Raw genomic sequence first — 22948 nt, forward strand, 5'->3', positions numbered from 1 at the left:
CACAAATAAAGGATCCTTTCTAAAAGAAAGGATCCTTTATTTATTTATATGGCTGCTGGCTCGAGTGCAACAGCACCTACAAAGACAATACCCGCCTTGACAATTACAGGAAAGGTTCTTACCTTACCCTCATCGGGGGCCTGTACGAGCCCAGTTCTAAGGTCAATCTTCCAGTCATACAGCGGATCATAGAGATATGCTCCAGAGATAATGCCTTCAGCCAGCGGCCCTCCCTTGGGATGAGGGTTCTTGTTCTCTACCGCATAGATCTCTCCGGTTGAACTCAGAAATATCGCCACTTCCAGTTCGCCTACGTGTGCAACCCGGCCAATTTGAGCGGGAAAATCATTCACGGTTCCCACAGGATAATAAGCAAGTCTTTCTTCCATATCTATTCTCTCCTTTCCTTATAAAAGGCTTATTTTTGTAATAAAGCTGGGTCCAGCTCATTATATAAAGCAGTTTGTGTTCTCTCATCATTTAATACTTTCTTCCAAGGGTCCTCTACCTGCTCAAGCGCAAATTCAATGCGTTCCATTAGAGCCTTGCGATTGGCTTCATCTTCTACGATTGCGGCCCGGATCGGTTCAAGTCCTACCCGTTCAACCCACTCCGATGTTCTCTCCAGGTATTTGCCTGTCTCCCGGTAATACTGCATAACCGCTCCACAGATCTCAATTAACTCCTGATCTGTCTTCACTTTGCACAGCGAATCTGCAAGACGCGCCTTAATACCACCGTTACCACCTATAAATATTTCCCAGCCTCCGTCGTTACCAACAATACCAATATCCTTCGTGCAAGATTCGGCACAGTTTCTAGGGCAGCCGTTGACCGCCATCTTGAACTTAGCCGGGAAATCCAATCTCTCGAACTTGCGTTCAAGGAGGGCTCCCATTCCCATCGAATCCTGCGTGCCAAAGCGGCAGAACTGCGAACCGACACAGGTCTTCACAGTACGAAGCGATTTGGCATAAGCATAGCCTGAAGGCATATCCAGTTCTTCCCATACCTTTGGAAGATCTTCTTTCTTCACTCCAATAAGGTCTAGACGCTGACCGCCAGTGACTTTAACGGCTTTAACATCATATTTAAGCGAAACGTCAGCAATTTTCTTAAGGTCTTCTGGGGTAGTAACCCCACCGTACATTCTAGGCACTACGGTATAGGTGCCATCCTTCTGGATGTTCGCATTCATCCGTTCGTTCACAAAACGTGATTCCTTCTCATCCACATGAGTATCTGGATAGATCATGCCTAGATAATAATTCAGAGCTGGACGGCACTTCGAGCAGCCTTCTGGCTGGCTCCAGTCGAGCACGTGCATAATTTCCTTCGTCGTCGACAGACCTTTGGTCTTGATCTCGGCTACAATTTCATCACGGCTTAAAGTTGTGCAAGCACATATACCCTGCTTGGCTGTTTCCTTGAATCCATCTCCAAGCACATACTGCAGAATCTGCTCAACAACAGGCTTACAACCGCCGCATGAACGAGTGGCTCCAGTACAAGCTTTGATCTCATCCACAGTAGTTAGACCCTGTTCTGTAATAACATCTACAATCGCCTTCTTCGTTACCCCGTTACATCCGCATACGATTTCGTCATCCGCCATAGTATCTACAGACGAAGATTTCTTCGCAGCTCCACCGCCGCAGCAGCCAGTCCCCATCAGCTGAGCATACAGTTCATCTGTCATTTCTGTTCTTTGCTTGATCAGTTTCTGCAAATTCGCGGATTCAGTGATATCTCCGAACAGTACGGCTCCAACCATGACATTATCTTTAAGCAAAATTTTCTTATAGGTCCGCTTCCATTCATCCTTCTGAGCAATGACAACATGCTCTGGTCCATCAATGAATTCTCCTGTTGAGAATACATCCACGCCTGAAATCTTCAGCTTTGTCGATACGACAGATCCTTCGTATCCTACTGTATGCACATTACAAATATGCTTCGCAAGGATCATGCCTTGTTCAAACAGCGGAGCTACAAGGCCGTAGCATACGCCTCTATGTTCATTACATTCCCCAACTGAATATACATTTGCCATCGAAGTCTGCATGTAATCATTGACAACAATCCCGCGGTTCGTATCAATTCCGCTAGCAGCTGCAACGGTAATGTTGGGCTTGATTCCGACTGCCATGACTACAAAATCAGCCTCAAGTACCGATCCGTCCTTGAATTTCAATCCCTGCACTCGCTCTTCGCCAAGCAGTTCCGTGGTTTGTACTCCCATTGCGAATTTAATCCCTTGACGTTCAAGTTCTGCTTTAAGCATTGCAGAAGCAGTACTATCCAGTTGACGCTCCATCAGATCATCCATCAGATGAACAACTGTCACATCCATTCCAAGATGGACAAGCCCTTTGGCAGCTTCAAGTCCCAGCAGGCCTCCCCCGATAACGGCTGCCTTCTTGTAGTTCTTAGCGGCTTCCAACATCTGATTGCAATCCTCGATATCACGGAAACCGATGACGCCTTCCTTATCACTGCCTGGAATTGGCAGAATGAATGGCTTGGAGCCAGTCGCTATAATAACGTAATCATAAGGAACCCGAAGACCATTCTCAGCAACAACTTCTCTTGTGGCTTCATTAATTTGTGTAACTGTTGTTCCGGTATGAAGGGTAATCCCATGATCAGCATACCAGTTCAAATCGTTAAGAATAATATCATCGATCGTCTTGCTGCCTTCCAGTACATAAGAGAGCATAATCCGGTTGTAGTTAGGGTGCGGCTCACTGCCAAACACCGTAATTTCAAAATTTGTGGTTAACTTCAGAATTTGCTCTACTGTACTGATGCCAGCCATCCCGTTACCTATAACAACAAGTTTTTTCTTATTCGTATTCATATTTAAATGCCTCCTCAAGCTTTTCAGGCATGATTAATTTTGATATCGCCCTTTGATAAATCAAGTATATCTACAACCGAATACTAAAGGTGTGATAAACCTCACACCAATAGTGATAAATTTCACATTCTACTGTAGTCTAAAGTTTGATTTTCTTTACTCAATATCGGGGAAACAAAATATTATTCTCCACATGGACATGCTGGAAGGTCATGGCTTCCAATTCTTCGAGTCTGGAATAAGTCATTCTGTAAGTCGTACATGCGTGAGCCGGAGGTGTAAAGTCCTGTGTTAGCTCTCGAATCTCTTTCAAAATATCTCCTGCCGTATCGTGTTCAGCCTCAAGTTCGGTAATAGAGGCGCGAAGCTTGGTCAGCGTCTCTGGTTCTTGTTCCGACTCCCAGTTGATCATTTTCGGAAAGACATTCGCTTCTTCCTTCTCTGTATGCTCAAGAAGATCTGTCTTTAAAATTCCAAACAACCGGTTAATTTCAGCCAAATGATCCCCTTCTTGTCCATGAACGCGGTACACTTTCTTCACGTTCTGCTCAATAAGCGGGAGCTCCTCACGTAAGTAGGCATGATGCTTATTGACAATATAAGCGATCAAGTCGCTAGAACTCCATGCCGCATGATTACTATCTTCTCCTGTAACCGGATGCTCGCTAAGCAGCTTATGAAGATCCTTCAACACCTCATCCGTGCTCAAGCCTTTCTCCGCTAAAGCTTGACTTAACGGACGATTCCCTCCGCAGCAGAAGTCAATACGATGGCTACGGAAATAATCACTTGATTTAGGAAAACGTACCACAATGTCTCTAACCATGTCTTGTTCTTTAAAAGTAAGATTAGCCACACCCATCTCCATCCACTCCTATTTGTATTTACTTGAATATGTAAATCCATCGTACCGTAATTCTTAGGAGTGCATGTGTGATTTGAGTAACATAGAATTTGTAAAAAAAGTCATGTTTCCTTTATACCTTAAACATAAAAAAGGCTTTCTGCAGAAAAGACTGCAAAAAGCCTTGGAAATCTAAGTTATATAATCATTTCAAAACATCATGGTCCACATAACGCTCGCCATTCAATTCGCTTAAGATTTCAACAGCAACTTTAGCCCCGTCACCAGCCGTAATAATAGTATGAACACTTACCCCTGCCGCTGTTCCGGCAGCCCATATTCTTGGCTTACTTGTACGGCCTGCTCCATCGGTTGCAATAACGGTCTTGATTCTAGGCTCTGTACCATCCTTAAGGTCAAGTCCAATATGCTTAGCGAGATCTGTAAGCGCTCCCGTAGCAAAAACTACGTGTGCCGCTTCATAACTTCTTCCTGATTCTGTCTTGATCGTAACCGATTTACCGCCATTGGTATCCAAAGCTGAAACTTTCTCCTCAATAAATTTAGCTCCAAATTTAGCGGCCTGCTCACGGCCAATCTTAAGAAGATCAGGACCTGAGATGTCTTTGACGCCGTAGTGGTTCTCAATCCAGGCCCGCTTGGTCATACTGGTGTTACTGTCAATTACCAAGGTCTCTTTGCCTGCTTTGGCCAGGAACAAGGCTGCACTGGCTCCAGCTGGTCCGGCTCCAATAATGATGATCTCTGCCACTAAAGCACCTACTTTCTATTGTAATCAAGCCAGCATATTAAATACTGGCTATTTATTCTACCCAGGCTTCTGCCCAGGATTGAATCTGCTCCATAACCGGCTGAAGTGCTCTTCCTTTGTCTGTTAATTCGTACTCAATCCGAACGGGAGTTTCCGGATACACATGTCGGACCAGGATCCCTTCACACTCCAGATCCTTCATACGTTCAGACAACATTTTGTCACTCATAGACGGGATAAGCCCAGAAATGTCCTTGAACCGTTTAGGACCGCTCATCAAGGTTTGAATGATCAGACCGTTCCATCTCTTCCCCAAGAAAGAGAAGGCAGATTCAAATCGCGGACACAAATTCCCTTGACCTTCCATATCAATCACCTCTTCGTCTTTCGGTCAGGGTATAACCGAAAAACTTACGTTTAGTTAGTATATATATTTTACAACATTTTGCTTATAAAGAAAACCAGGATAATACCTGATTATACAATATATACGTGAAAGGGTATACAAAATGAACGTTTAACAACAAATAAGCCAAGACTTTTTCCGGCACCTTCCGAAATTTAGTCTGGCTTATTTGTTTAAAACTTATTTAATCTTATGGTTAGTACTATAGAAATTCACGATACACTTCTATTACACCCACCACATGTCCGCACTTGAATCTTCGATGATGATTGATTGCAGATTACGTACGGCCTTGGTGAATCCTTCCTCAATCGACATCAAGCCGTCTTCATGCTCAATGCTGACTACATAATCATATCCTACCAGGCGCAGCGCACTTATAATATCCGCCCATGTCTTGATATCATGACCATAGCCCACTGTACGGAACTGCCAAGCTCGATCAAGCATGTTGCTATAGGACTGCATATCTGTAATGCCATATTTATTCACATTAATAGGATCAATTACGGTGTCCTTGGCATGGAAGTGATGAATGGCTCCTTCGCGGCCAAGAATGTGAATAGCTTGAACCGGATCAATTCCCTGCCACCACATATGGCTTGGATCCAGGTTCGCACCGATCGCCTCCCCGGCAGCTTCACGAAGGCGAAGCAGCGTAGCAGGAGTATGCACAGAGAAGCCCCCGTGCAGCTCAAGTCCGACTTTCACCTTATGGTCTGCCGCATATTTACCCATCTCACTCCAGTAAGGAATAACCTTATTCTCCCACTGCCATTTCAGAATTTCCTGATAGTCGTTCGGCCAAGGGGCAACCGGCCAGTTCGGATACTTCGCGTCTTCATGATCCCCTGGGCATCCGGAGAAAGTGTTCACCACTGGAACCTCAAGCAGCTCGGCAAGCTGAACGGTCTTCAGAAAGTCTTCGTGATCTGCCTTGGCAAGTGCTTTCTGGGGATGAAGCGGGTTCCCGTGACAGCTTAAAGCGCTGATGGTAATTCCTCTAGAATCCAAAGCTTTCTTGAATTGTTCTCTTGCGGTTTTGTTCTCTAGCAGTTCATCTGGGTTGCAGTGCTTGTTCCCCGGATTCCCGCCTGTTCCAATCTCAACTGCCTTTACTCCTTGGGATGCAGCAAAATCCAAAGCCTCTTCAAAAGAACGGTCTCCAAACAGAACTAGAAATACGCCTAATTTCATAACTTGTCACCCTCCTGATATTTAATCAAAATATACGGTTTTTCCTGTTTTTGCAGACTCATAAATAGCTTCCAATATTTCTGTGACCACTAGAGCTTGTTCAGGCTTTACAAGTGGTTCGCCATCTTCCAGAACAGCTTTCACCCAGGATTTAGCTTCCAGATATGCGTCCGTCTCTTCTTCACCTTCGTAGAAGGCTACACCGCCCGAACTTAGATCCACCTTGGTCTCCCAAAGACGGCTGTTCTTCTCTCCGTTCAGACGAAGGCCATTCTTCATGTCTGCTCCGCCTTCTGTACCGCTGAGGATGGTCTGTGCCTCACCAATCTCCAGTACATTTAGAGCCCAGCTGGATTCGAGGATAATAGTCGCACCATTCTTCATAGTGATGAATCCGAATGCTGAATCCTCCACTTTAAATTGCTCGGGATCCCATGAACCGAAAGCATTGGCTGCATTCTCACGGCTGCCAAGCTTATGGAACACCGAGCCCGTTACGCTTTTGGGTTCATAGTTGTTCATCAGCCAGAGGGTTAAATCCAGCGCATGGGTTCCAATATCAATAAGCGGTCCTCCGCCCTGCTTCTCTTCATCCAGAAATACTCCCCAGGTTGGTACAGCCCGGCGGCGGATGGCAAGCGCTTTACCCAGATAGATATCTCCAAGCTCACCATCTTCACAAAGCTTCTTGAGGTACTGACTATCGCTGCGGAAGCGGTTCTGGTAAGCAATTGACAGCTTCTTACCGGTACGCTTGGCAGCTTCCAGCATAGCTCTTGCCTGCTCAGAAGTCTTAGCCATTGGCTTCTCACACATCACGTGTCTGCCAGATTCCAGTGCTGCGATAGTTATTTCAGCATGAGAATCATTCGGGGTACATACATGAACGACCTCGGCTCCACTCTCTTCAAGCAATTTCTTATAATCTGTATAGACCTTACTGTTCTCATTTCCGTACTTCTCCTTGGCTTCTACAGCGCGAATTTCCTCAATATCGCAGAAGGCAACTAATTCTACCTCTTTCTGTTTAGACAAGCTTGGTAGATGCTTCCCTTTGGCTATGCCTCCACAGCCGATTACTGCTACTTTCAACATTTTAGTCACAATAAATCCTCCTTCATATTAATTTAGAAATATTACTTCACAGTCACTGGATCCCTTGGGCAGCCTGCATATAATAAGCGGCTAAATCGGCGGTACTTTCCAGCATGATGTGTTTGCCTTCACGCGACGAACGTTCAAAAGCATGCATGGCTTCCAAAACATGATAGGCTTGATGACCATTAGCTCGATGTGTTACTCCTTCATGGATGGCTTTCGCCATATCTTCAACGCCGCGGCCTCTCTCATTCTCACCAGATTCAAATAACGCAGGGACGATCTCCCATGGATCATTACCCGATCTTCTAAGCTTCACCTCGCCGTTAAAATAGTTCGGGTCCGGCAGATGAAGTGAACCTTCGGTTCCATAAATCTCAATCCACGGAAGCATGCTTCCTCCTGTAATATCAAAGCTCGTGATCATCGTCCCAATTGCTCCCTCTGCGAACTCAAGTGTTCCGCTGTAGTGGGTTGGGGTCTGGACAGAAATGGACTTGCCCGCATTCTCTCCGGTATGTACTGTCCGCTGCGCTACCTGGATACCTGCTGAGCCGCTTATTCTTCGGATCGGTCCAAGCAGATTTATCAGTGCTGTTAAGTAATAAGGCCCCATATCAAACATCGGTCCGCCTCCGGCCGCATAAAAGAAATCCGGGTTCGGATGCCATGATTCCGGACCTGAGCCCATCATGAAGGCTGAAGCCGCAACGGGACGGCCAATGAATCCACGGGCTATCGCATCACGTGCTGTTTCAATTCCTGCTCCCAGAAAGGTGTCTGGAGCACTGCCGACCCTAAGCCCCTTCTCCGCTGCAAGTGCAAGAATATCTTTAGCCTCGTCCAATGAAAGGCACAGGGGCTTCTCAACATAGACATGTTTTCCATGCTGAAGCGCCAGGAGATTCACCGATCCATGGGATGCGGGAATTGTCAGATTGATAATCAGATCAATTTCGGGTGCGTTCAACATTTCCTCTACGGTGTATACGTTTTCAATTCCAAACTGCTGAGCCCTTTCCTTCGCTTTCTCCTGGACCATATCTGCACATGCCGTGACCTGGACAAATGGACTCCGGCTCAAATAGGTGAGATAAGCCGGACTTATATTCCCACAGCCTATAATTCCAGCTTTTAGTTTGATCATGGTCTCATCCCCTTTAAGTGCTGTTGTTATACGAAAAGGACAATCTTTACAAGAGCATTCCTCACTTTGAACCAAACTATTTAACAAGTAATATGGTATTCCTAAATCAGCTGCAGTAAAATGAATAATATGATTGAAACCTGAACAATCTGGTCATTATTTTGTAAAGTGTTAGGGAGACGTGCGATGAACGTTAGCGATAACTTGCATATATTGGCAGCCGGTTATGCCCAGCACCGCAAGCCTTACTTTTCAAGTGATGTAGGAGGATTGGAGCATTACCTAATCCGCATTCAGACGGAAGGGCGCAGCCGAGCGCGCTGTGATGGAAGGCTCGTGAATGTCGAGGCAGGGGATCTATTGATCTTCCCCCCTGGGGAGCCCTACGAACTGCGGATTGAAGCTTTCGAGAATAAACAGGGGGACCATACGCTATTTAGCGGAGACTACTACATCCTTCTGCGCGGTAAATGGATGGACGAATGGTGGAAGCAGCGAAAACGTCCTAATAAGATCCGTGTGCCATTATCAGAGGGCTTCGTCGGGATATTCCGTCAAATTACACTGGAACAGCAAAGAATCTCTAATCCATCACCTGAAATTGCCGAGTATTATCTTCGCATTCTGTGTTTGGATATTGACAGACAACTGCAGGAGCTCCCTGTTCCTACACCGCGAACTTATCTGGCCTATCAGATCAAGCAGTATATTGAAGAGAATGCATCCGCCGCTTTCAAGCTGGAAGATGTGGCCGCCCATGTAGGAATCAGCGTGTCCAGGGCCGTGCATTTGTTCAAAGCCGCCTTTGGCACAAGTATCATGCAGCACACTCTTGAAGTCAGGCTCAATATGGCCCGTGAGCGGGTAATCTTCAGTCCATTATCCCTTGAACATATTGCAGAAAGCTCCGGTTTTCCAAGCTATAACTACTTTCATAAAGTTTTTCGATCGAGGTTCGGCATGTCCCCGAAACAGTTCCGCTTGGCCAACCGGGAGAATATCAACAGCTGAGTTGATCCGATCACAAACAACAAACAACACCGCCATCAAATGGCGGTGTTGTCTTATTTATGCGATGAGTTAATTACTAACCACGTTGCGGATCGCCCGTTGTCTTTCTTGTCTTCTTTTAACCCATGTTCCTAATCCCACAACGATCGCAATCATGATAAGTTCAAAGCCATATTTGACAGCCCCATTGATGAACCAGGCCGAGATCAGCGGCTCGTCCACCAGCATCTTGGCCGCTGTCCATGCAAGTACGGCAGCCCCCAGGGTAATAACAATCGGGAATCTTTCCGTCAGCTTCAGAATCACGGTACTTCCCCAGACCATAATAGGTACCGAAATAGCCAAGCCTATAATGACCATCAGATTATCCCCGTGAGCCGCTCCTGCTACAGCAAGCACGTTATCAAGCCCCATCATGGTATCGGCGATAATAATCGTTCGAATAGCTGCCCAGACTTTGTTGCCTGCCTTGATATCGTGCCCTTTGTCATCCACTATCAGCTTGTACGCAATCCAGAGCAGCGCAAGCCCCCCTGCAAGCCGAAGTCCCGGAATCGCGAGAAGCTGCACAACCAGTACGGTCATAATTACGCGTACAAGAATCGCACCCACCGTTCCCCATAGAATGACTTTCCGCTGATCCTTCTTGGGTACATTTCGTGCGGCGAGTCCAATGACGATCGCATTATCCCCGGCCAGAACCAGATCGATTAAGATAATCGATAACAAAATTGACCAGAAATCCAAGCTCATAAAATCCATACTCTTCTCCCCTTTACCCTTGTTATAATGGCCGGTCCACGCAAAAAAAGCGTCACGGCTTTACTTGGGCCGCGACGCTTTACGCATCAAAAGAGACCTTTACCCAAGTTCAAGCACCGGGCAAAGGTCTCGCTAACAACGAATTCGTTGTCAATAAAGCCGGGGATTTCATCCCGTAATGACGACTTTATTGTAAGTAGCTACTCCCCTTTGGGAACCATGCATATTTCTTAAGAGAATTATAGCATAGGTATTCTATGGGACGCCAGTGCCAAATCCAATTGATTTCTGGTAGGAGGTCGATTACCCGGTCACACTTTGGTATGATATTTGTATCTGTTTGTTATTCTTTCCCCAGAAAGGAGCCGCTATGCGTAGATGGCTGGCTGCTGCGGTGTATGTCTCGCTATTCCTTGCCGCACTTTTGTATCAGAAAGAACTGGCCGCTTGGTTCAACCATCGTCCACCCATACCCGCCATGCTTGGAATGACAACCTTGCTGGCCTTGTTCCCCGTTGTTCCTTACAAGCTGGTCGTTGGTGCGGCCGGTTACATGTACGGAGCATGGATGGGAGGTCTTATTTGCCTCATTGGCTCTACGGCCGCCGGAGTTCTCGTGTACGCTGCTGTGAATTATGCTTTTCGGGAGCAAGCCAGAACTTGGTTGTCCAAATTCAAAACACTTGACCGCTATACACGGTTTGTGGAGAAGCATCCTTTTGAATCCGTTGTTCTATGGAGGGTGATCCCCCTGCTTCCGCAGATGGCAGTTAACGTGTATGCGGGAGTATCCACAATTACACTTCGCGTGTTTGTTCTTGGTTCCTTGATCGGCAAGCTTCCTGGAATTTTCGTATACTCTTTTCTCGGGGGAACATTAACCAGTAACCCTCTGCTCTCGCTTCAAATTATGATCGTCTACCTGCTGTTTACCGGCGCTGTTCTATGGGGATATAAAAGAATGACAAGAGCGAAATAAGCGATGATATTAATCATCATGACAATATAAAAGGAGTGAATCGTAATATGAGTAATCCATCCGAGGTTAAACAACTAGCTACTTTCGCCGGGGGCTGCTTCTGGTGCATGGTGTCACCGTTCGAGGAGCTGCCAGGAATACTGAACGTGGTCTCCGGTTATACCGGGGGGCATGTGGAGAATCCGACTTATGAGCAGGTCTGCTCCGATACCACGGGTCATTATGAAGCCGTTCAGATCACATACAACCCCGAGATTTTCCCCTATCAAAAATTGCTGGACTTGTTCTGGCAGCAGATTGATCCAACCGATGCGGGTGGTCAATTCCATGACCGGGGCGATTCTTACCGGACAGCTATTTTCTACCACAATGAAGAGCAGCGTGAACTGGCTGAAGCCTCCAAGCAGAAGCTTGCTGAAAGCGGGCGTTTTGACAAGCCTATCGTGACTCCAATTCTACCCGCAGCCCCTTTCTATGCGGCTGAAGAGTATCACCAAGGTTACCATAAGAAGAACCCAGCTCACTACAAGCGCTACCGGAAAGGCTCCGGTCGTCAGGATTTCATCGAGATGCATTGGTCCGGCCAAGTTGATGAGGATGAGCTCAGACAGCGTCTAACTCCTATTCAGTACAAAGTCACCCGTCAGAACGGGACGGAGCCAGCCTTTGCCAATGAATTCTGGAATTATCACGGAGAAGGAATCTACGTGGATATCGTATCCGGAGAGCCCCTGTTCAGTTCAAAGGATAAATACGATTCGGGCTGCGGCTGGCCCAGCTTCACTCGCCCTCTGCGCGATTACAATGTGAAAGAGAAGACTGACCTCAGCCACTTCATGGTACGGACTGAGGTAAGAAGTGCAGAAGCGGATTCTCATCTTGGCCATGTATTTAATGACGGTCCGGGAGAGAATGGTCTTCGCTACTGCATCAATTCCGCGGCCCTGCGGTTTGTTCCGAAGGAAGAGCTGGAGGAACAGGGATATGGCGAGTATCGCCACTTGTTCAACTTCTAATAGTCGATGCTTCCGGTTTAAAGATTCTTCATCAGGGTAATTAGTATACTATACTGAACTAAGGAGTGATTCATATGCCTTGGAGCAAAAATGAGTATCCACCCTCTATGAAGAATCTGGACACTAGAATCAGAAATAAAGCTGTGGAGATCGCTAATGCCCTGCTGGAAGAAGGCTATGATGAAGGCCGGGCCATTGCCATCGGAACCTCCAAAGCCGAAGAATGGGACAAAAATCACCCTACACATAAAAGTTAATAGAAAGAGGACCCTTGATCTAACAGGTGTCCTCTTTGCTTTTTACAATCCATATGATTGGTAACTAGAACCTTGCTTCAGAAAATAAAAGAGCATCTATCAGCTTAACTGCCGATAAATGCTCCACGCTTATACACGAACGGTTTTCTCTTTCACTGTGTAAGGAACACGCAGCTTAGGCTCTGCGGTCTTCCCGTAATTCACGGTCCAAGTAATCACTTTGCCTGCAATCAATACGGCAACAACGGTATACATGGTCTCAAGTACTGGCATATATACCAGAGAAATTAATAGCACTATAGCATCCAGCACGATAAACACGGTACCGATCTTAATCCCTGTTAATTGACTCAGGACCAGAGATAGAATATCATCCCCGCCTGTCGCTCCGCCTGCACGAAGAACGACCCCTGCACCGATTCCGGTAAATACCCCAGAAAAGACAGCAGCCACCATCAAATTGTTGTGCAGATCCAAGGTAAACGGTGAGAACCGATCACACAGCTCATAGAATCCAGAGAATGCAATAGATGCAATCAAGGTATTCAGCAGGAATTTGCGTCCTTTCAGGAATAAAGCCAAGATAAATACCGGGATATCCAGTATTAATGCGGTCATAGCCGGCGGGAAATCGAACAAATACTTCCCAAGCAGGGACAGACCGACAAAACCGCCTTCTGACAGATGGTTCTGAAAATTAATATGATAATACGTAAACGCCAGTAAAAAAGTACCGATCAGCATCATGAACAACTGTTCCGAATCAACTAGACTTCTCTTCTTTTTCCTCATACCGAATCCCTCTTATCGTAGTTTGGTTAACCTTACGGCAACTCCCTACGAAGAAGGTCAGTGAGGACATTGTCCTTCGCATTGTCACACTCTTCTTTCGTGGGATATTAGCCGTACACCGACGTTCCACGAAAGAAGCTAAGTATAAGAGAGATCACAACGTTTCCAAATCGTCCTTTGGGGAATTGTCCTTCGGGGACACATGGTATCCTGATCCTTTCTTTTTCATTTTGCAAAAACGATTCTTGTGCTCCGAATTTACAGACCTGTCGTTTCTGCTTACTAATCTTATTATACCACAGCAATAATCATGTCTAAACAGCTTGTATGTAAAATCAATATTATTTCTGAAAACAATTGTGATAAATTTCATTGCTTTTTATTTTTTTTCACAAAGTATCAACTTTCCGTGTGACGAGAATCACATTGCGCTTCTTGCTTAGTTTCTATACTTAGCTAAGAATTCAAGTCCAATTACGGGAAGGAAGAAACAGTCCAATGTTAGATCAACAAACCATCGATATCATCAAGTCTACCGTTCCTGTTCTCGAGGTACACGGACAAGACATTACTAAGACCTTTTACCAAACGATGTTCAGAAATCACCCTGAACTACTTAATATCTTCAATCATGCCAATCAACGTCAAGGCAAACAATCTGCCGCATTAGCAAACGCTGTGTATGCAGCAGCAGCACACATTGACCGACTGGAAGAGATTCTTCCCGTTGTAGTTCAGATTGCACACAAACACCGGGCACTTGGCATTCTGCCTGAGCATTACCCCATTGTCGGCCAGAACCTACTTGCAGCAATCAAGACTGTCCTTGGAGATGCAGCTACAGATGAGATTATTGATGCGTGGGGCCGTGCCTACGGAGTCATTGCGGATGCCTTTATCGGGGTCGAGCAAAAGATGTACGAAGAAGCCGAGCATCAGCCAGGCGGCTGGGAGGGCTTCCGTCCATTTGTGGTCGAACGCAAGGTACGCGAAAGCGAACTGATTACTTCCTTTTACCTGAAACCGGCAGACAGCAAAGCCATCGCTTCCTTCGAGCCAGGACAGTACATTACTGTTCGGGTTAAGCCGGAAGGTCAGGAGTTCACCCACCTGCGCCACTACAGCCTGTCGGCAGCCCCTAATCCAGATTATTACCGAATAACCGTGAAGCGGGAGGACGCTGCCGCTGACAAACCTGCAGGTGCTGTATCCACTTACTTACACGAATCGGTAGCGGAAGGCAGTGTTCTTGATATCAGTGCACCTGCCGGTGTATTCGTCCTAGACCAGACCAAAGACACCCCGGTTGTTCTTCTAAGCGGCGGGGTCGGCCTCACGCCTATGGTAAGTATGCTGGAGACGCTTCTCAAAAACAGTCCGGAACGCGAGGTTGTATATATACATGCTGCACGCAGTGGAGTCTATCATGCGATGAGAGATCATGTAGCTGAATTAACCAGGCAGCATGCCAATCTTAAATCTTACCTAGTCTATGAATCACCCGAACAGGATGAAGTTTGCGACAAGACAGGTTATCTTGATCTAGCTTGGCTTCAGCAGGTAACAGATCCGAATTCGGATTTCTATTTCTGCGGCCCTGTTCCTTTTATGCGGGCTGTCAATGAGGCTTTAAAATCTTGGGGAATCCCTGCTGAGCGGACGCATTTTGAGTTCTTTGGTCCGGCAGATAATTTATAATCTAGCGGAAGTAAGGCTTTCGTTGATTGGATTCATCCTCTAGCCACCAAAAAAGAAGCTGATCTTATCCTTCTGCAGGTAAAATCAGCTTCTTTCTGTACCATGCTCGTATTTGTCAGTGACCTCTCAAAAGTCGATTAACCGTCTCCCGTCGCACCCCAATCAGCTGGCCAATCTCCTCCTGTGTCAAGAAATCGGTTAATGGCACCCCATGAGAATAGCTGTGCATCCACTGTGTTAGCAGCTCTAATCGTTCAGCCGGTGTTCCTACAGTCAGATGATCCAGCCGCTGCTGCATGAATCTGACCTTCTCCTGAAGCAGACTGGCAACCTCAAGCGGCTTCTTGGGATCTTCTTCGAGCTCGCGGTACCAATCGTCAGCCGGTATAGCTTCAACTTCACTTCGTATCAAGGCAATTGCAGTCCCGTGGGTCTCCTTAGGTGATATTAAAGAATGATGCGGAACCGTCTCTCCAGGATATAAAATGTTGAACAGCACCATGTTCCCATTCTCGTGAAGTCTGGTTACTTTGAAAAGGCCGCTCTTGATTTTGTACAAGTAAGCTCCATCGTCCCCCTGATGAAACAATATCTCGCCTTTGTGCAAAATCATGCATATCTCCCCTTATCGATTACATTCTAATAACTTCTGTCTATTAAACATACCAATATTTCGGATCGCCTGCTCTGCTTCCGGCAGCATATAGGCCAGAAAATGAAACACACTCCACATATTGTCCCAGATTTCAAGCGTTACGTCCACACCAGCTTGCTCAGCCTGCTCGCGCAGCCTTACCGCATCACTCAGCAGCACTTCCATACTACCAACTTGTATGAAGAGAGGGGGGAGTCCCGTAAGATTCATTCTAAGGGGCGACAAAATTTCAGGAGGCACACTCTGCCAGCTGCTGAGGTAGGCAGCAAGAATTCGCTCATTCCCTTCTAGACTGCCAGTAGGATCCAGCTCTTTGTTAGTCACATAGGAGTCTCCGTCCAAATGAACAAGATCTGCATGAGGAGATATCATGAAGGCCCCTACAGGAAGGGCTTCTCTCCGATCCCGCAGGGTAATTAAAGTCATAAGAGCCAGGGTTGCCCCTACAGAATCGCCGCCAAACATAATTTGACTGGCTGAATAACCTTGTTCAATAAGCCAGTAGTAGGCCGTTAAGGCATCTTCATTCGCAGCCGGGTAAGGATGCTCAGGGGCTAGGCGATACTCAAAGGTTAGTACTTGGACCCCGCTGAAATGCGAAATTCTTGCAGCCATATCCCGGTAAAAGCGGCATGTTCCGGCGACAAATCCGCCTCCGTGAAAATAAAGCACTACCGGCTTGCTTCCATCCCCACTAATTTCGATTTCGGCCGTACTTACCCATTCCCCATAAAGTCCATTCACGTTCACAGGCTTTGTTATTAGTCCCACTATAGTTGGTTGCTCACTTGGAGCCTCAGACATTTCCCGGCGTATCTGTTCCAAGGGGCGCTGCGGATCGCTCAATTGTTTTAAATATGCTCTAATACCAGCAAGCTGCTGTGGATTTGTTTGTTCCATGGATCTATTCCTCCTACAGGTTTGATATTCTTAATCTAAAACCTGTAGTCAAGTACAAGGTCAAGCCTGAATTCCTTCCTGAATCCCCAAGGTCTGAAGGACCTGCTGAATCTCCGGATGTTTATGTACGGATTGCAAATTGCTCCTCAAATTGCCTAACATATTCATGGTGTTCATTTGCTTTTCTATTTCTTTCTCTATGCTGCTCATTTTCCTGTCTATCAAAGCTAGGAAATCCTCAATACGAATGCTGTCTTTCCCGGCTTTAAGCGCTTTCCTGATTTCTTTAAGCGTGAAGCCGCATTCCTTGGCTTGCTTGATAAAAGTCAGGCGGGCGAGAACCTCTTCCGAATATATGCGATAGCCGGAATCACTCCTAGATGGCGTGTCAATGAGGCCATAATTCTCGTAATACCTAATTGTCTCCATATTCAGCTGGGCCATTCTTGCCACTTCCCCACGCAACAATCCGCTCATTACGTATACCCCTTCTCTTATTAACTTAAATATATTTTACCAAATGATGTATCCGGAAGCTAAGAATCCTTTCCTGTAGCTCTCCCTGGCTTCTTAATACCCAAAAAAGAGGCAGCCCTTAAGGCTGCCTTCTTTGTTAGTCATTCCTGAGTGCTGTCTTTGGCCCATCAAACCGGGTACGCCAGGCTTCATAGCTGTGAACAGCTACACCCGCGAAAGAGTCATGCTTGTCTCCCAAGTTGACCAGCTTGCTCAGTTCCTCATCAAGCTTCGTATCAGACTGGGCATAGAAGGATACTCCTTCACCCTCTTGGCTTTGTGCAACCTCGACACCAACCCATACTTTTTTGCCCTGTGCGTCGGCTTCAGAAAGCATATGTTCAGAAATATCATAGATTTGGTCCGCTTTATCCCGGTAAGCCATGATGGCTAAATAATCAAGCTTGCTGATCATCCATTCACTCATGGGCTGTTTGCCGCCTCCGTTAGGGTTATTCACCCCGTTCAGCCAGAAGGGAACAGCTGCCCCAACTGCAAGTCCGGCCTCCTTACCGCTCTGACTCCACGACCTCATATTGCCCATCCACTCCTGAAGCACAACCTTCTGACTGGATTTCCATTGTTTTAACAAATAAGGTTCCACATCGAATTGGACGCCCGCAAACTGCTCCTCCGGTTTGGAGCTTGCGTTGTAGTCCTTCACCCAGTTCAGGAATTCATCCGCTTCCCCTTTGTGATCATGGAGAGCCCAGCCGGGTCTGCCATTTAAGGCATGCACCTCAATATCTTCCTTCTTGGCTTTGGAGATGAAGCTGCGGTATTGATCCGCAGCTATCTTCTCTCCCACTTGCAGAAATATGATCTTAACGCCTTGTTCCTTGGAGAATTTCACAATATCATCAGCTTGATTGATGATCAAATCCGTATTCCAAAGCCAAGTGGATTTGGTCTCTGCTGCCGATGGCTGCCTGTTAAGATAAGGAATAAGCACGACCAAACCCATGATGATGACCAAGAGAGCGAAGATATAACCCTTTTTCTTCATCATAAATAACTTGATCGTCTGATCCCCCCTCCTGTTACTTGAGCAATATAACGTTGTTTAGACAATTAGAGCTGGTTCTTCCTGCTCAACAACCTGCTGTACAGAATGACCAATCTTGTATACATTCTCGTGAGGGAAATCCTTGAATGCATTTCTTGTATCCAGAATCGGTACACCCAAGTTTGCAATTTCATTATAATTCAGATCACTATGATTCGTGATAAGTACGATGCAGTCGTATTTCTTGAGCTGTTCCACGTCATACGCAATGCTGCTAACTGTGTTTCCGGTCTTGTCACGGAAAGTTGTAGCATGCGGATCGTAATAGCTCACATAAGCGCCGCTGTCTTTAAACAGTTCGTATACTTCAAGTCCTGGGGACTCACGAAGATCGGCAATGTCCGGCTTGTAGGCCATACCCAGGATAAGAATGTTCGATTTCTTAACCGATTTGGCGTATTCGTTCAGAATCTTCGAAGTTTTGTTCACAACATAGTAAGGCATGTTGTCATTCGTAGATTGAGCAAGCTCAATGAACTGACTGTAGAAACGGAAGCCTTTGGCTTTCCATGAAAGGTACATCGGGTCAAGCGGAATGCAGTGACCGCCGATGCCAGGGCCCGGATAGAACGGCATGAAGCCGAATGGTTTTGTTTTTGCCGCATCAATAACTTCCCAAATGTCGATACCCATACGGTCACACATCATTGCCATTTCGTTAATGAAGGCGATATTAACGCTGCGGAATGTGTTCTCGAGCAGCTTGGACATTTCAGCTACTTTTGGAGAAGAAACAGGGACTACGGTCTGGACGTATTTGCTGTAAAGCGCCTCACCAAGTTTAAGGCAGGCTTCTGTAGTTCCGCCAATAACTTTCGGCGTATTGAATGTATTAAAGCGTGTATTCGATGGATCCACACGTTCCGGAGAGAAGCACAGGAAGAAATCCACTCCAGCTGTATAACCCAGAGCTTCCAGCTCATGTTGAATGAGCTCTTCCGTAGTTCCCGGATAAGTAGTACTTTCTAGAGTGATCATGATGCCTTTTTTCATATACTTCTTGATTTCATCCACTACAGTCACAATATAGGAGGTATCTGGATCCTGATTCTCACTGAGCGGCGTCGGCACGCAAATGCTGATCGCGTCGATCTGGCGAATAGTGCTGTAATCTGCAGTCGGCTTGAATCGTCCGGAAGCAATCGCTTCTGCCAGCGTCTCATTGGAAATGTCGTGAATATAAGATTCTCCACGATATAATTTATCAATCTTGGAGATATCCAGATCAATACCGATGACATGGAATCCCTGCTTAACCATCTCTACGGCGAGTGGCAGACCTACATAACCAAGACCCACCACACCAAGTACGGCATTCTTCGATTCAATAGCACCCAATAAGTCATGGTATTCTTTATTCACAATCTCTCAGCCTCCAATTTATCTATTTGTTTTTTTAATAGGATCATAAGTTTAGAAGAACACTTAATTGAAGCAGCGGCGAATTCTTGCATCAAGTTCTACCGGGGAGAAAGGCTTCGTAATATAGTCTTCAACTCCGCTTTGGAAGCATTGACTAATCGTCTGCTCTACTTTTTGTTCAGTCAGAACTACAATTTTCGGCGACTTGTTCACATTCAGCTTTTGAATATGATGGATGTACGGCAGTCCGTCAATTCCATACAGATTCAGTTCTGTAAGTACAAGATCCGGCTTCATTTTCTCAATCAGATTAAGAGCCGTGAGTCCATCGTTGGCCTCATAAGTTTCATAGCCTTGCATTTTAAAGCGAATTTGCAGAAATTCACGAATCGTCGGGTCGTTGTCAACAATGAGGATGCTGCTGCGGGCAGTCTTTGCTTCTTCTCTTGTGAAAATATGAATATCTCCCGACAGACTGCGTCTTGCAGACTCAGCCATTTGCTTCATGACAGCTTCAGTCGCTTCTCCTTGTTCTGGGAAGCTGGCCAGCGTAATCCGTGGATCCAGATCCGCTTTGATATCCTGAAGGCGCTGCTTGAGCAGCAGACCTTCAAAATGCACTGCATCAAGAGTTCGTCCCGGCAGAATCACTGCCAAGGTGTTGTTCTCGTCATCAGTCCAAACCTCAAAGGAAAGATCAGGTTGAGCTTCCAGAATCCCACGGACTTGGGCATCTAAATTTGCAGGACCATTCTCGGTGTATAGGAAGATCACTCCGCATACGTCGTGTTTGGTTCCTTTCACCCATTCCTCGATGTGCTGGTATAAGTTCTCTTGAATACCCCTTTGGAGCGTGGCCGAATTGGGCATTTCAATTCCCACCTTTCATTTAGTTTGAATTTTAGTTGATCGTCTGTAAGCATCACTTCCTTCCCGGGTGGGAAGCATCAAAATTATTTAAGCTGCACTGCTTGGGGCTTCACTTTTTTCTTCTTTCCAGCTCTGCCTTGTCATAGCTCCCCATGAATTGTTGTTCTGCAGATACTGTATATGTCCCTGAATACGCCAGAGCGTACCCAGTTGGGAATAACCAAAGAATTTAAATGCGCCGTAGAACAGCATCTTGAGCAAGTCGGATATTTTAGTAAAGCGCTTGAACGCAAGTTCTTCCAGCAGCAGTGCACCGATACTGAACAAATATCCGCTCAGGAAGTTGATCAGACCGAACACGAGCAGAATTTTCCACTGTGTCATATCCAGAGCAACATAACCGGCTAGAGCCACTAAACCTGTAAGTTTGAAATAAGGGTTCAAGGCTTCAAAAATAATGTTGTAAGGCATGGTCAAAAGTCCCATAACCTTATATCTCGGATTGAAGGCCATGTCATAGTTCTCGATCATGTTCTTCAAATTACCACGTCCCCAGCGCTTACGCTGGTTAGAGAGAATATGGTAGGTATCCGGTGCTTGTGTCCAGCAGACGGCTTCCGGACAGAAGGCAATCCGGTATTTCAGCTTGTTCTCCAGCATGTAGCGGTGAAGCTTAATAATAATGTTCATATCTTCACCTGGATAACCACCGCGGTAACCCCCTACGGCGATTACGTAATCTTTGCGGAATAAGCCGAAGGCGCCTGATACGATAATAAGTCCATTAATTGAGCTCCAACCGATCCGGCCCCCAAGGAAGGCCTTCAAATATTCAATCGCTTGGAACATCGGCCACATTTTGTTCGGCAGGGAGAAGTCCTTAACCTGACCGTTCTCAATCAAGCAGCCATTTGCAATACGAACGTCTCCCCCGATAGCAACCGTCTCTTCGGGATTCTCCATATACTGCCGTGCCATCCGGATAAGAGCATCTTTCTCCAGAAGGGAATCGGCATCAATGGAAGAGATAAGCGGATAATGCGACAGATTAATACCGGCATTGAGTGAATCCGCCTTACCCCCGTTCGGTTTATCTATTACATACAGATGCGGATACTGAGGATTGTGGTAAACGCCTGTAATCGCCTGACAGTCAATGGCGTTTCTCATCTCCGGATTCGGAATTTTCTCAAGACCAAATTCCTTCACCAGGACCCCCAGTGTATCATCTTTGGAACCGTCGTTGATGACGATTACCTCGTAGTTCGGATAGTTCAATGTCAAAAGACATTTTACATTCTCGATTACGGTAACTTCTTCATTGTACGCCGGTACCAACAAGGATACGGCCGGCACCAGTTCCGATCCGGAGAGCGTATTAAATTTCGAATACGCCGATCTGCGGAATACCGTCATAATGTTCCGGAACGAGAAAGCCAGTACTGAGAAGTACAACACGTTAACCGTCATTACGTAATAAATTGCAAACAAACCATAGATGAGAAGTATATCCCTAAGCAGAGTAATCCCCCCCAACTGCTGCTACTTGACGTACCGGCTTCCTTTCGGCAACCCCGAAATACCGGTCGTAGAGCAGACGTTTTTTATTGAAGGATACCATTTGATCAACCGCATCATGATCTGTACCTTCATTCATTACCTTCTCAATGTGATATAGAGCTGTCTCTCGCTCTACACCTGAACCGCGAAGTGCGGTTTCACACAAAATTTCAAATCCGGTCTCACCCAGCTTAGCCAGGCTTTCGGCACTGTTATTCCGCACCCACCAGTTCTCATCTCTCATCGCATTTCTGAGAAGAGGAATGCTTCCTGCTGCATGAAGCGAGCCAAGTGATTTGGCGATAGCTGCGCGGATTTCCCAGTTGTTATCCGACATGAGCTGCTTGATGGTCTCATCCTTGAGAACCGGATTTGAGCTGAGGTACAGCTTGACGGCTTCGGCCCGGACATCCTTTTCTTCCGCTCCAACCAGACGGTCGAGAGCCGGAATGACTTCCGGTACTGCCTGTCCCCACATGGCAACCAAGGCAACTTTCACAAAATCCGTATTTCCGTCCTCAAGCAGCTTTAGAAGCAGCTTACTGGAATCAAGATCGGTCTCCAGCAGCACATCGGCCACTAGATTATGGATAGGCTTGCCATGTCTCAGCATGAGTTCGAGCATTTCCTTTAGCTGTTCCTCCTGCTTGGCACTCTTGGCAATCGCCCGTCCCAGAATGATGGTAAGCGGACTGTAGCTTTGCTTTCTCAGCATTTGAAGCAGGCGAGGAACCGCTTCTGCGGCCCTCATATTACCTAGTCGGTAAGCTGCTTCTACCCGGCGCCCGAAGAACAGGCTATCCAGCTGCTCAAGCTCATCTTTTACAAAGCCCGCCTTGTCGCACAATTCAACGACTCTGTTACGAATCTCGCCTTTGAATTGTTCGATCCATTCTGCAAACTTGTCTTGAATCACTCGTCTTTCCAGAGCCGTCAATTTACCCGGGGGTACTGGAAGATCGCTGTCTTCATGCAAATGGGATTGGATAAACCTGAAATAATCTTGATGCTTAAGCCGGTACTGTTCCGTTTTCTTAAGCGTCGCCAGATATTTGAGCTTCATATAGAATAGGATTGCAATTCCCAGTCCGATCAATCCGAGGCACGCATAGACGAAATAGATAGCCACGGTGACATGTTGAAACATAATGCAATGAGACCTCCTCTGTGAGTTCGTATT

General features: G+C 46.3%; 23 protein-coding genes. 5 read left to right on the top strand and 18 right to left on the bottom strand.

Annotated elements, in window-relative coordinates; all coding sequences use genetic code 11:
- Positions 1-44: 44 nt before the first annotated feature.
- From EJP77_RS04260 to EJP77_RS04295, 8 genes are all read right to left on the bottom strand, one after another.
- Entirely contained in the window at positions 45-389 is a 345-nt protein-coding gene (locus tag EJP77_RS04260; RefSeq protein ID WP_127197905.1) for a nitrite reductase (NAD(P)H) small subunit, read from the bottom strand.
- 29 nt (positions 390-418) lie between these two features.
- Complete coding sequence (nirB, locus tag EJP77_RS04265) at positions 419-2860, bottom strand: nitrite reductase large subunit NirB (RefSeq protein WP_127197906.1); 2442 nt, start codon at positions 2858-2860, stop codon at positions 419-421.
- 160 nt (positions 2861-3020) lie between these two features.
- Positions 3021-3722 (bottom strand): iron-sulfur cluster repair di-iron protein, encoded by a 702-nt coding sequence (gene ric / locus EJP77_RS04270; RefSeq protein WP_127197907.1) that lies wholly within the window; start codon positions 3720-3722, stop codon positions 3021-3023.
- Between the two features lie 187 nt (positions 3723-3909).
- Entirely contained in the window at positions 3910-4476 is a 567-nt protein-coding gene (locus EJP77_RS04275) for an FAD-dependent oxidoreductase (RefSeq protein WP_127197908.1), read from the bottom strand.
- A gap of 52 nt (positions 4477-4528) precedes the next feature.
- Positions 4529-4843: a winged helix-turn-helix transcriptional regulator gene (locus EJP77_RS04280; RefSeq protein WP_127197909.1), complete on the bottom strand. Its 315-nt coding sequence runs from the start codon at positions 4841-4843 to the stop codon at positions 4529-4531.
- Between the two features lie 267 nt (positions 4844-5110).
- Complete coding sequence (locus EJP77_RS04285; protein WP_127197910.1) at positions 5111-6079, bottom strand: sugar phosphate isomerase/epimerase family protein; 969 nt, start codon at positions 6077-6079, stop codon at positions 5111-5113.
- Between the two features lie 21 nt (positions 6080-6100).
- Positions 6101-7183, bottom strand: a complete 1083-nt coding sequence (locus EJP77_RS04290) for a Gfo/Idh/MocA family protein (protein WP_127197911.1) — start codon at positions 7181-7183, stop codon at positions 6101-6103.
- A 43-nt stretch (positions 7184-7226) separates the two neighbouring features.
- Positions 7227-8324, bottom strand: coding sequence for a Gfo/Idh/MocA family protein (locus EJP77_RS04295; RefSeq protein WP_127197912.1), 1098 nt, complete (start codon positions 8322-8324; stop codon positions 7227-7229).
- A 186-nt stretch (positions 8325-8510) separates the two neighbouring features.
- Here EJP77_RS04295 and EJP77_RS04300 point away from each other — a divergent pair, with 186 nt between their 5' ends.
- Positions 8511-9335, top strand: coding sequence for an AraC family transcriptional regulator (locus EJP77_RS04300; RefSeq protein WP_127197913.1), 825 nt, complete (start codon positions 8511-8513; stop codon positions 9333-9335).
- A 69-nt stretch (positions 9336-9404) separates the two neighbouring features.
- Here the strand turns inward: EJP77_RS04300 and EJP77_RS04305 are convergent, their stop codons facing one another.
- Entirely contained in the window at positions 9405-10097 is a 693-nt protein-coding gene (locus EJP77_RS04305) for a TerC family protein (protein ID WP_127197914.1), read from the bottom strand.
- A 370-nt stretch (positions 10098-10467) separates the two neighbouring features.
- Here EJP77_RS04305 and EJP77_RS04310 point away from each other — a divergent pair, with 370 nt between their 5' ends.
- The 3 genes from EJP77_RS04310 (at position 10468) to EJP77_RS04320 (ending at position 12349) form a co-directional block, all read left to right on the top strand.
- Complete coding sequence (locus tag EJP77_RS04310) at positions 10468-11076, top strand: TVP38/TMEM64 family protein (RefSeq protein ID WP_127197915.1); 609 nt, start codon at positions 10468-10470, stop codon at positions 11074-11076.
- Between the two features lie 47 nt (positions 11077-11123).
- Positions 11124-12092, top strand: a complete 969-nt coding sequence (gene msrA, locus EJP77_RS04315) for a peptide-methionine (S)-S-oxide reductase MsrA (RefSeq protein WP_127197916.1) — start codon at positions 11124-11126, stop codon at positions 12090-12092.
- Positions 12093-12166: 74 nt separating this feature from the next.
- Positions 12167-12349, top strand: coding sequence for a DUF2188 domain-containing protein (locus EJP77_RS04320; RefSeq protein ID WP_127197917.1), 183 nt, complete (start codon positions 12167-12169; stop codon positions 12347-12349).
- A 129-nt stretch (positions 12350-12478) separates the two neighbouring features.
- On the opposite strand, the gene EJP77_RS04325 is transcribed toward EJP77_RS04320, so the two are convergent.
- Positions 12479-13141: a YitT family protein gene (locus EJP77_RS04325; RefSeq protein ID WP_127197918.1), complete on the bottom strand. Its 663-nt coding sequence runs from the start codon at positions 13139-13141 to the stop codon at positions 12479-12481.
- Between the two features lie 498 nt (positions 13142-13639).
- Here EJP77_RS04325 and hmpA point away from each other — a divergent pair, with 498 nt between their 5' ends.
- A complete protein-coding gene (gene hmpA, locus EJP77_RS04330) occupies positions 13640-14839 on the top strand; it encodes an NO-inducible flavohemoprotein (RefSeq protein ID WP_127197919.1) in 1200 nt (399 codons plus the stop codon).
- 115 nt (positions 14840-14954) lie between these two features.
- Here hmpA and EJP77_RS04335 read toward each other — a convergent pair whose 3' ends face one another.
- The 8 genes from EJP77_RS04335 to EJP77_RS04370 form a co-directional block, all read right to left on the bottom strand.
- Positions 14955-15452 carry a Crp/Fnr family transcriptional regulator gene (locus EJP77_RS04335; protein WP_127197920.1) on the bottom strand — a complete coding sequence of 166 codons (498 nt, stop codon included), beginning with the start codon at positions 15450-15452 and terminating at the stop codon, positions 14955-14957.
- Between the two features lie 12 nt (positions 15453-15464).
- Positions 15465-16394, bottom strand: coding sequence for an alpha/beta hydrolase (locus EJP77_RS04340; RefSeq protein ID WP_127197921.1), 930 nt, complete (start codon positions 16392-16394; stop codon positions 15465-15467).
- Between the two features lie 60 nt (positions 16395-16454).
- Entirely contained in the window at positions 16455-16871 is a 417-nt protein-coding gene (locus EJP77_RS04345; RefSeq protein ID WP_127197922.1) for a MerR family transcriptional regulator, read from the bottom strand.
- Between the two features lie 136 nt (positions 16872-17007).
- Positions 17008-17919 carry a hypothetical protein gene (locus EJP77_RS04350; protein WP_127197923.1) on the bottom strand — a complete coding sequence of 304 codons (912 nt, stop codon included), beginning with the start codon at positions 17917-17919 and terminating at the stop codon, positions 17008-17010.
- 54 nt (positions 17920-17973) lie between these two features.
- A complete protein-coding gene (locus EJP77_RS04355; protein ID WP_127197924.1) occupies positions 17974-19338 on the bottom strand; it encodes a nucleotide sugar dehydrogenase in 1365 nt (454 codons plus the stop codon).
- A 63-nt stretch (positions 19339-19401) separates the two neighbouring features.
- A complete protein-coding gene (locus EJP77_RS04360) occupies positions 19402-20208 on the bottom strand; it encodes a response regulator (protein ID WP_127197925.1) in 807 nt (268 codons plus the stop codon).
- Positions 20209-20295: 87 nt separating this feature from the next.
- The gene (locus tag EJP77_RS04365; protein ID WP_185897184.1) at positions 20296-21678 is read right to left on the bottom strand and encodes a glycosyltransferase family 2 protein; all 1383 of its coding nucleotides are present in this window, start codon (positions 21676-21678) and stop codon (positions 20296-20298) included.
- Between the two features lie 43 nt (positions 21679-21721).
- Positions 21722-22915, bottom strand: a complete 1194-nt coding sequence (locus EJP77_RS04370) for a HEAT repeat domain-containing protein (RefSeq protein ID WP_127197926.1) — start codon at positions 22913-22915, stop codon at positions 21722-21724.
- Positions 22916-22948 lie beyond the last annotated feature (33 nt).

It is taken from the genome of Paenibacillus zeisoli, assembly GCF_003994465.1.
GTDB lineage: Bacteria > Bacillota > Bacilli > Paenibacillales > Paenibacillaceae > Fontibacillus > Fontibacillus zeisoli.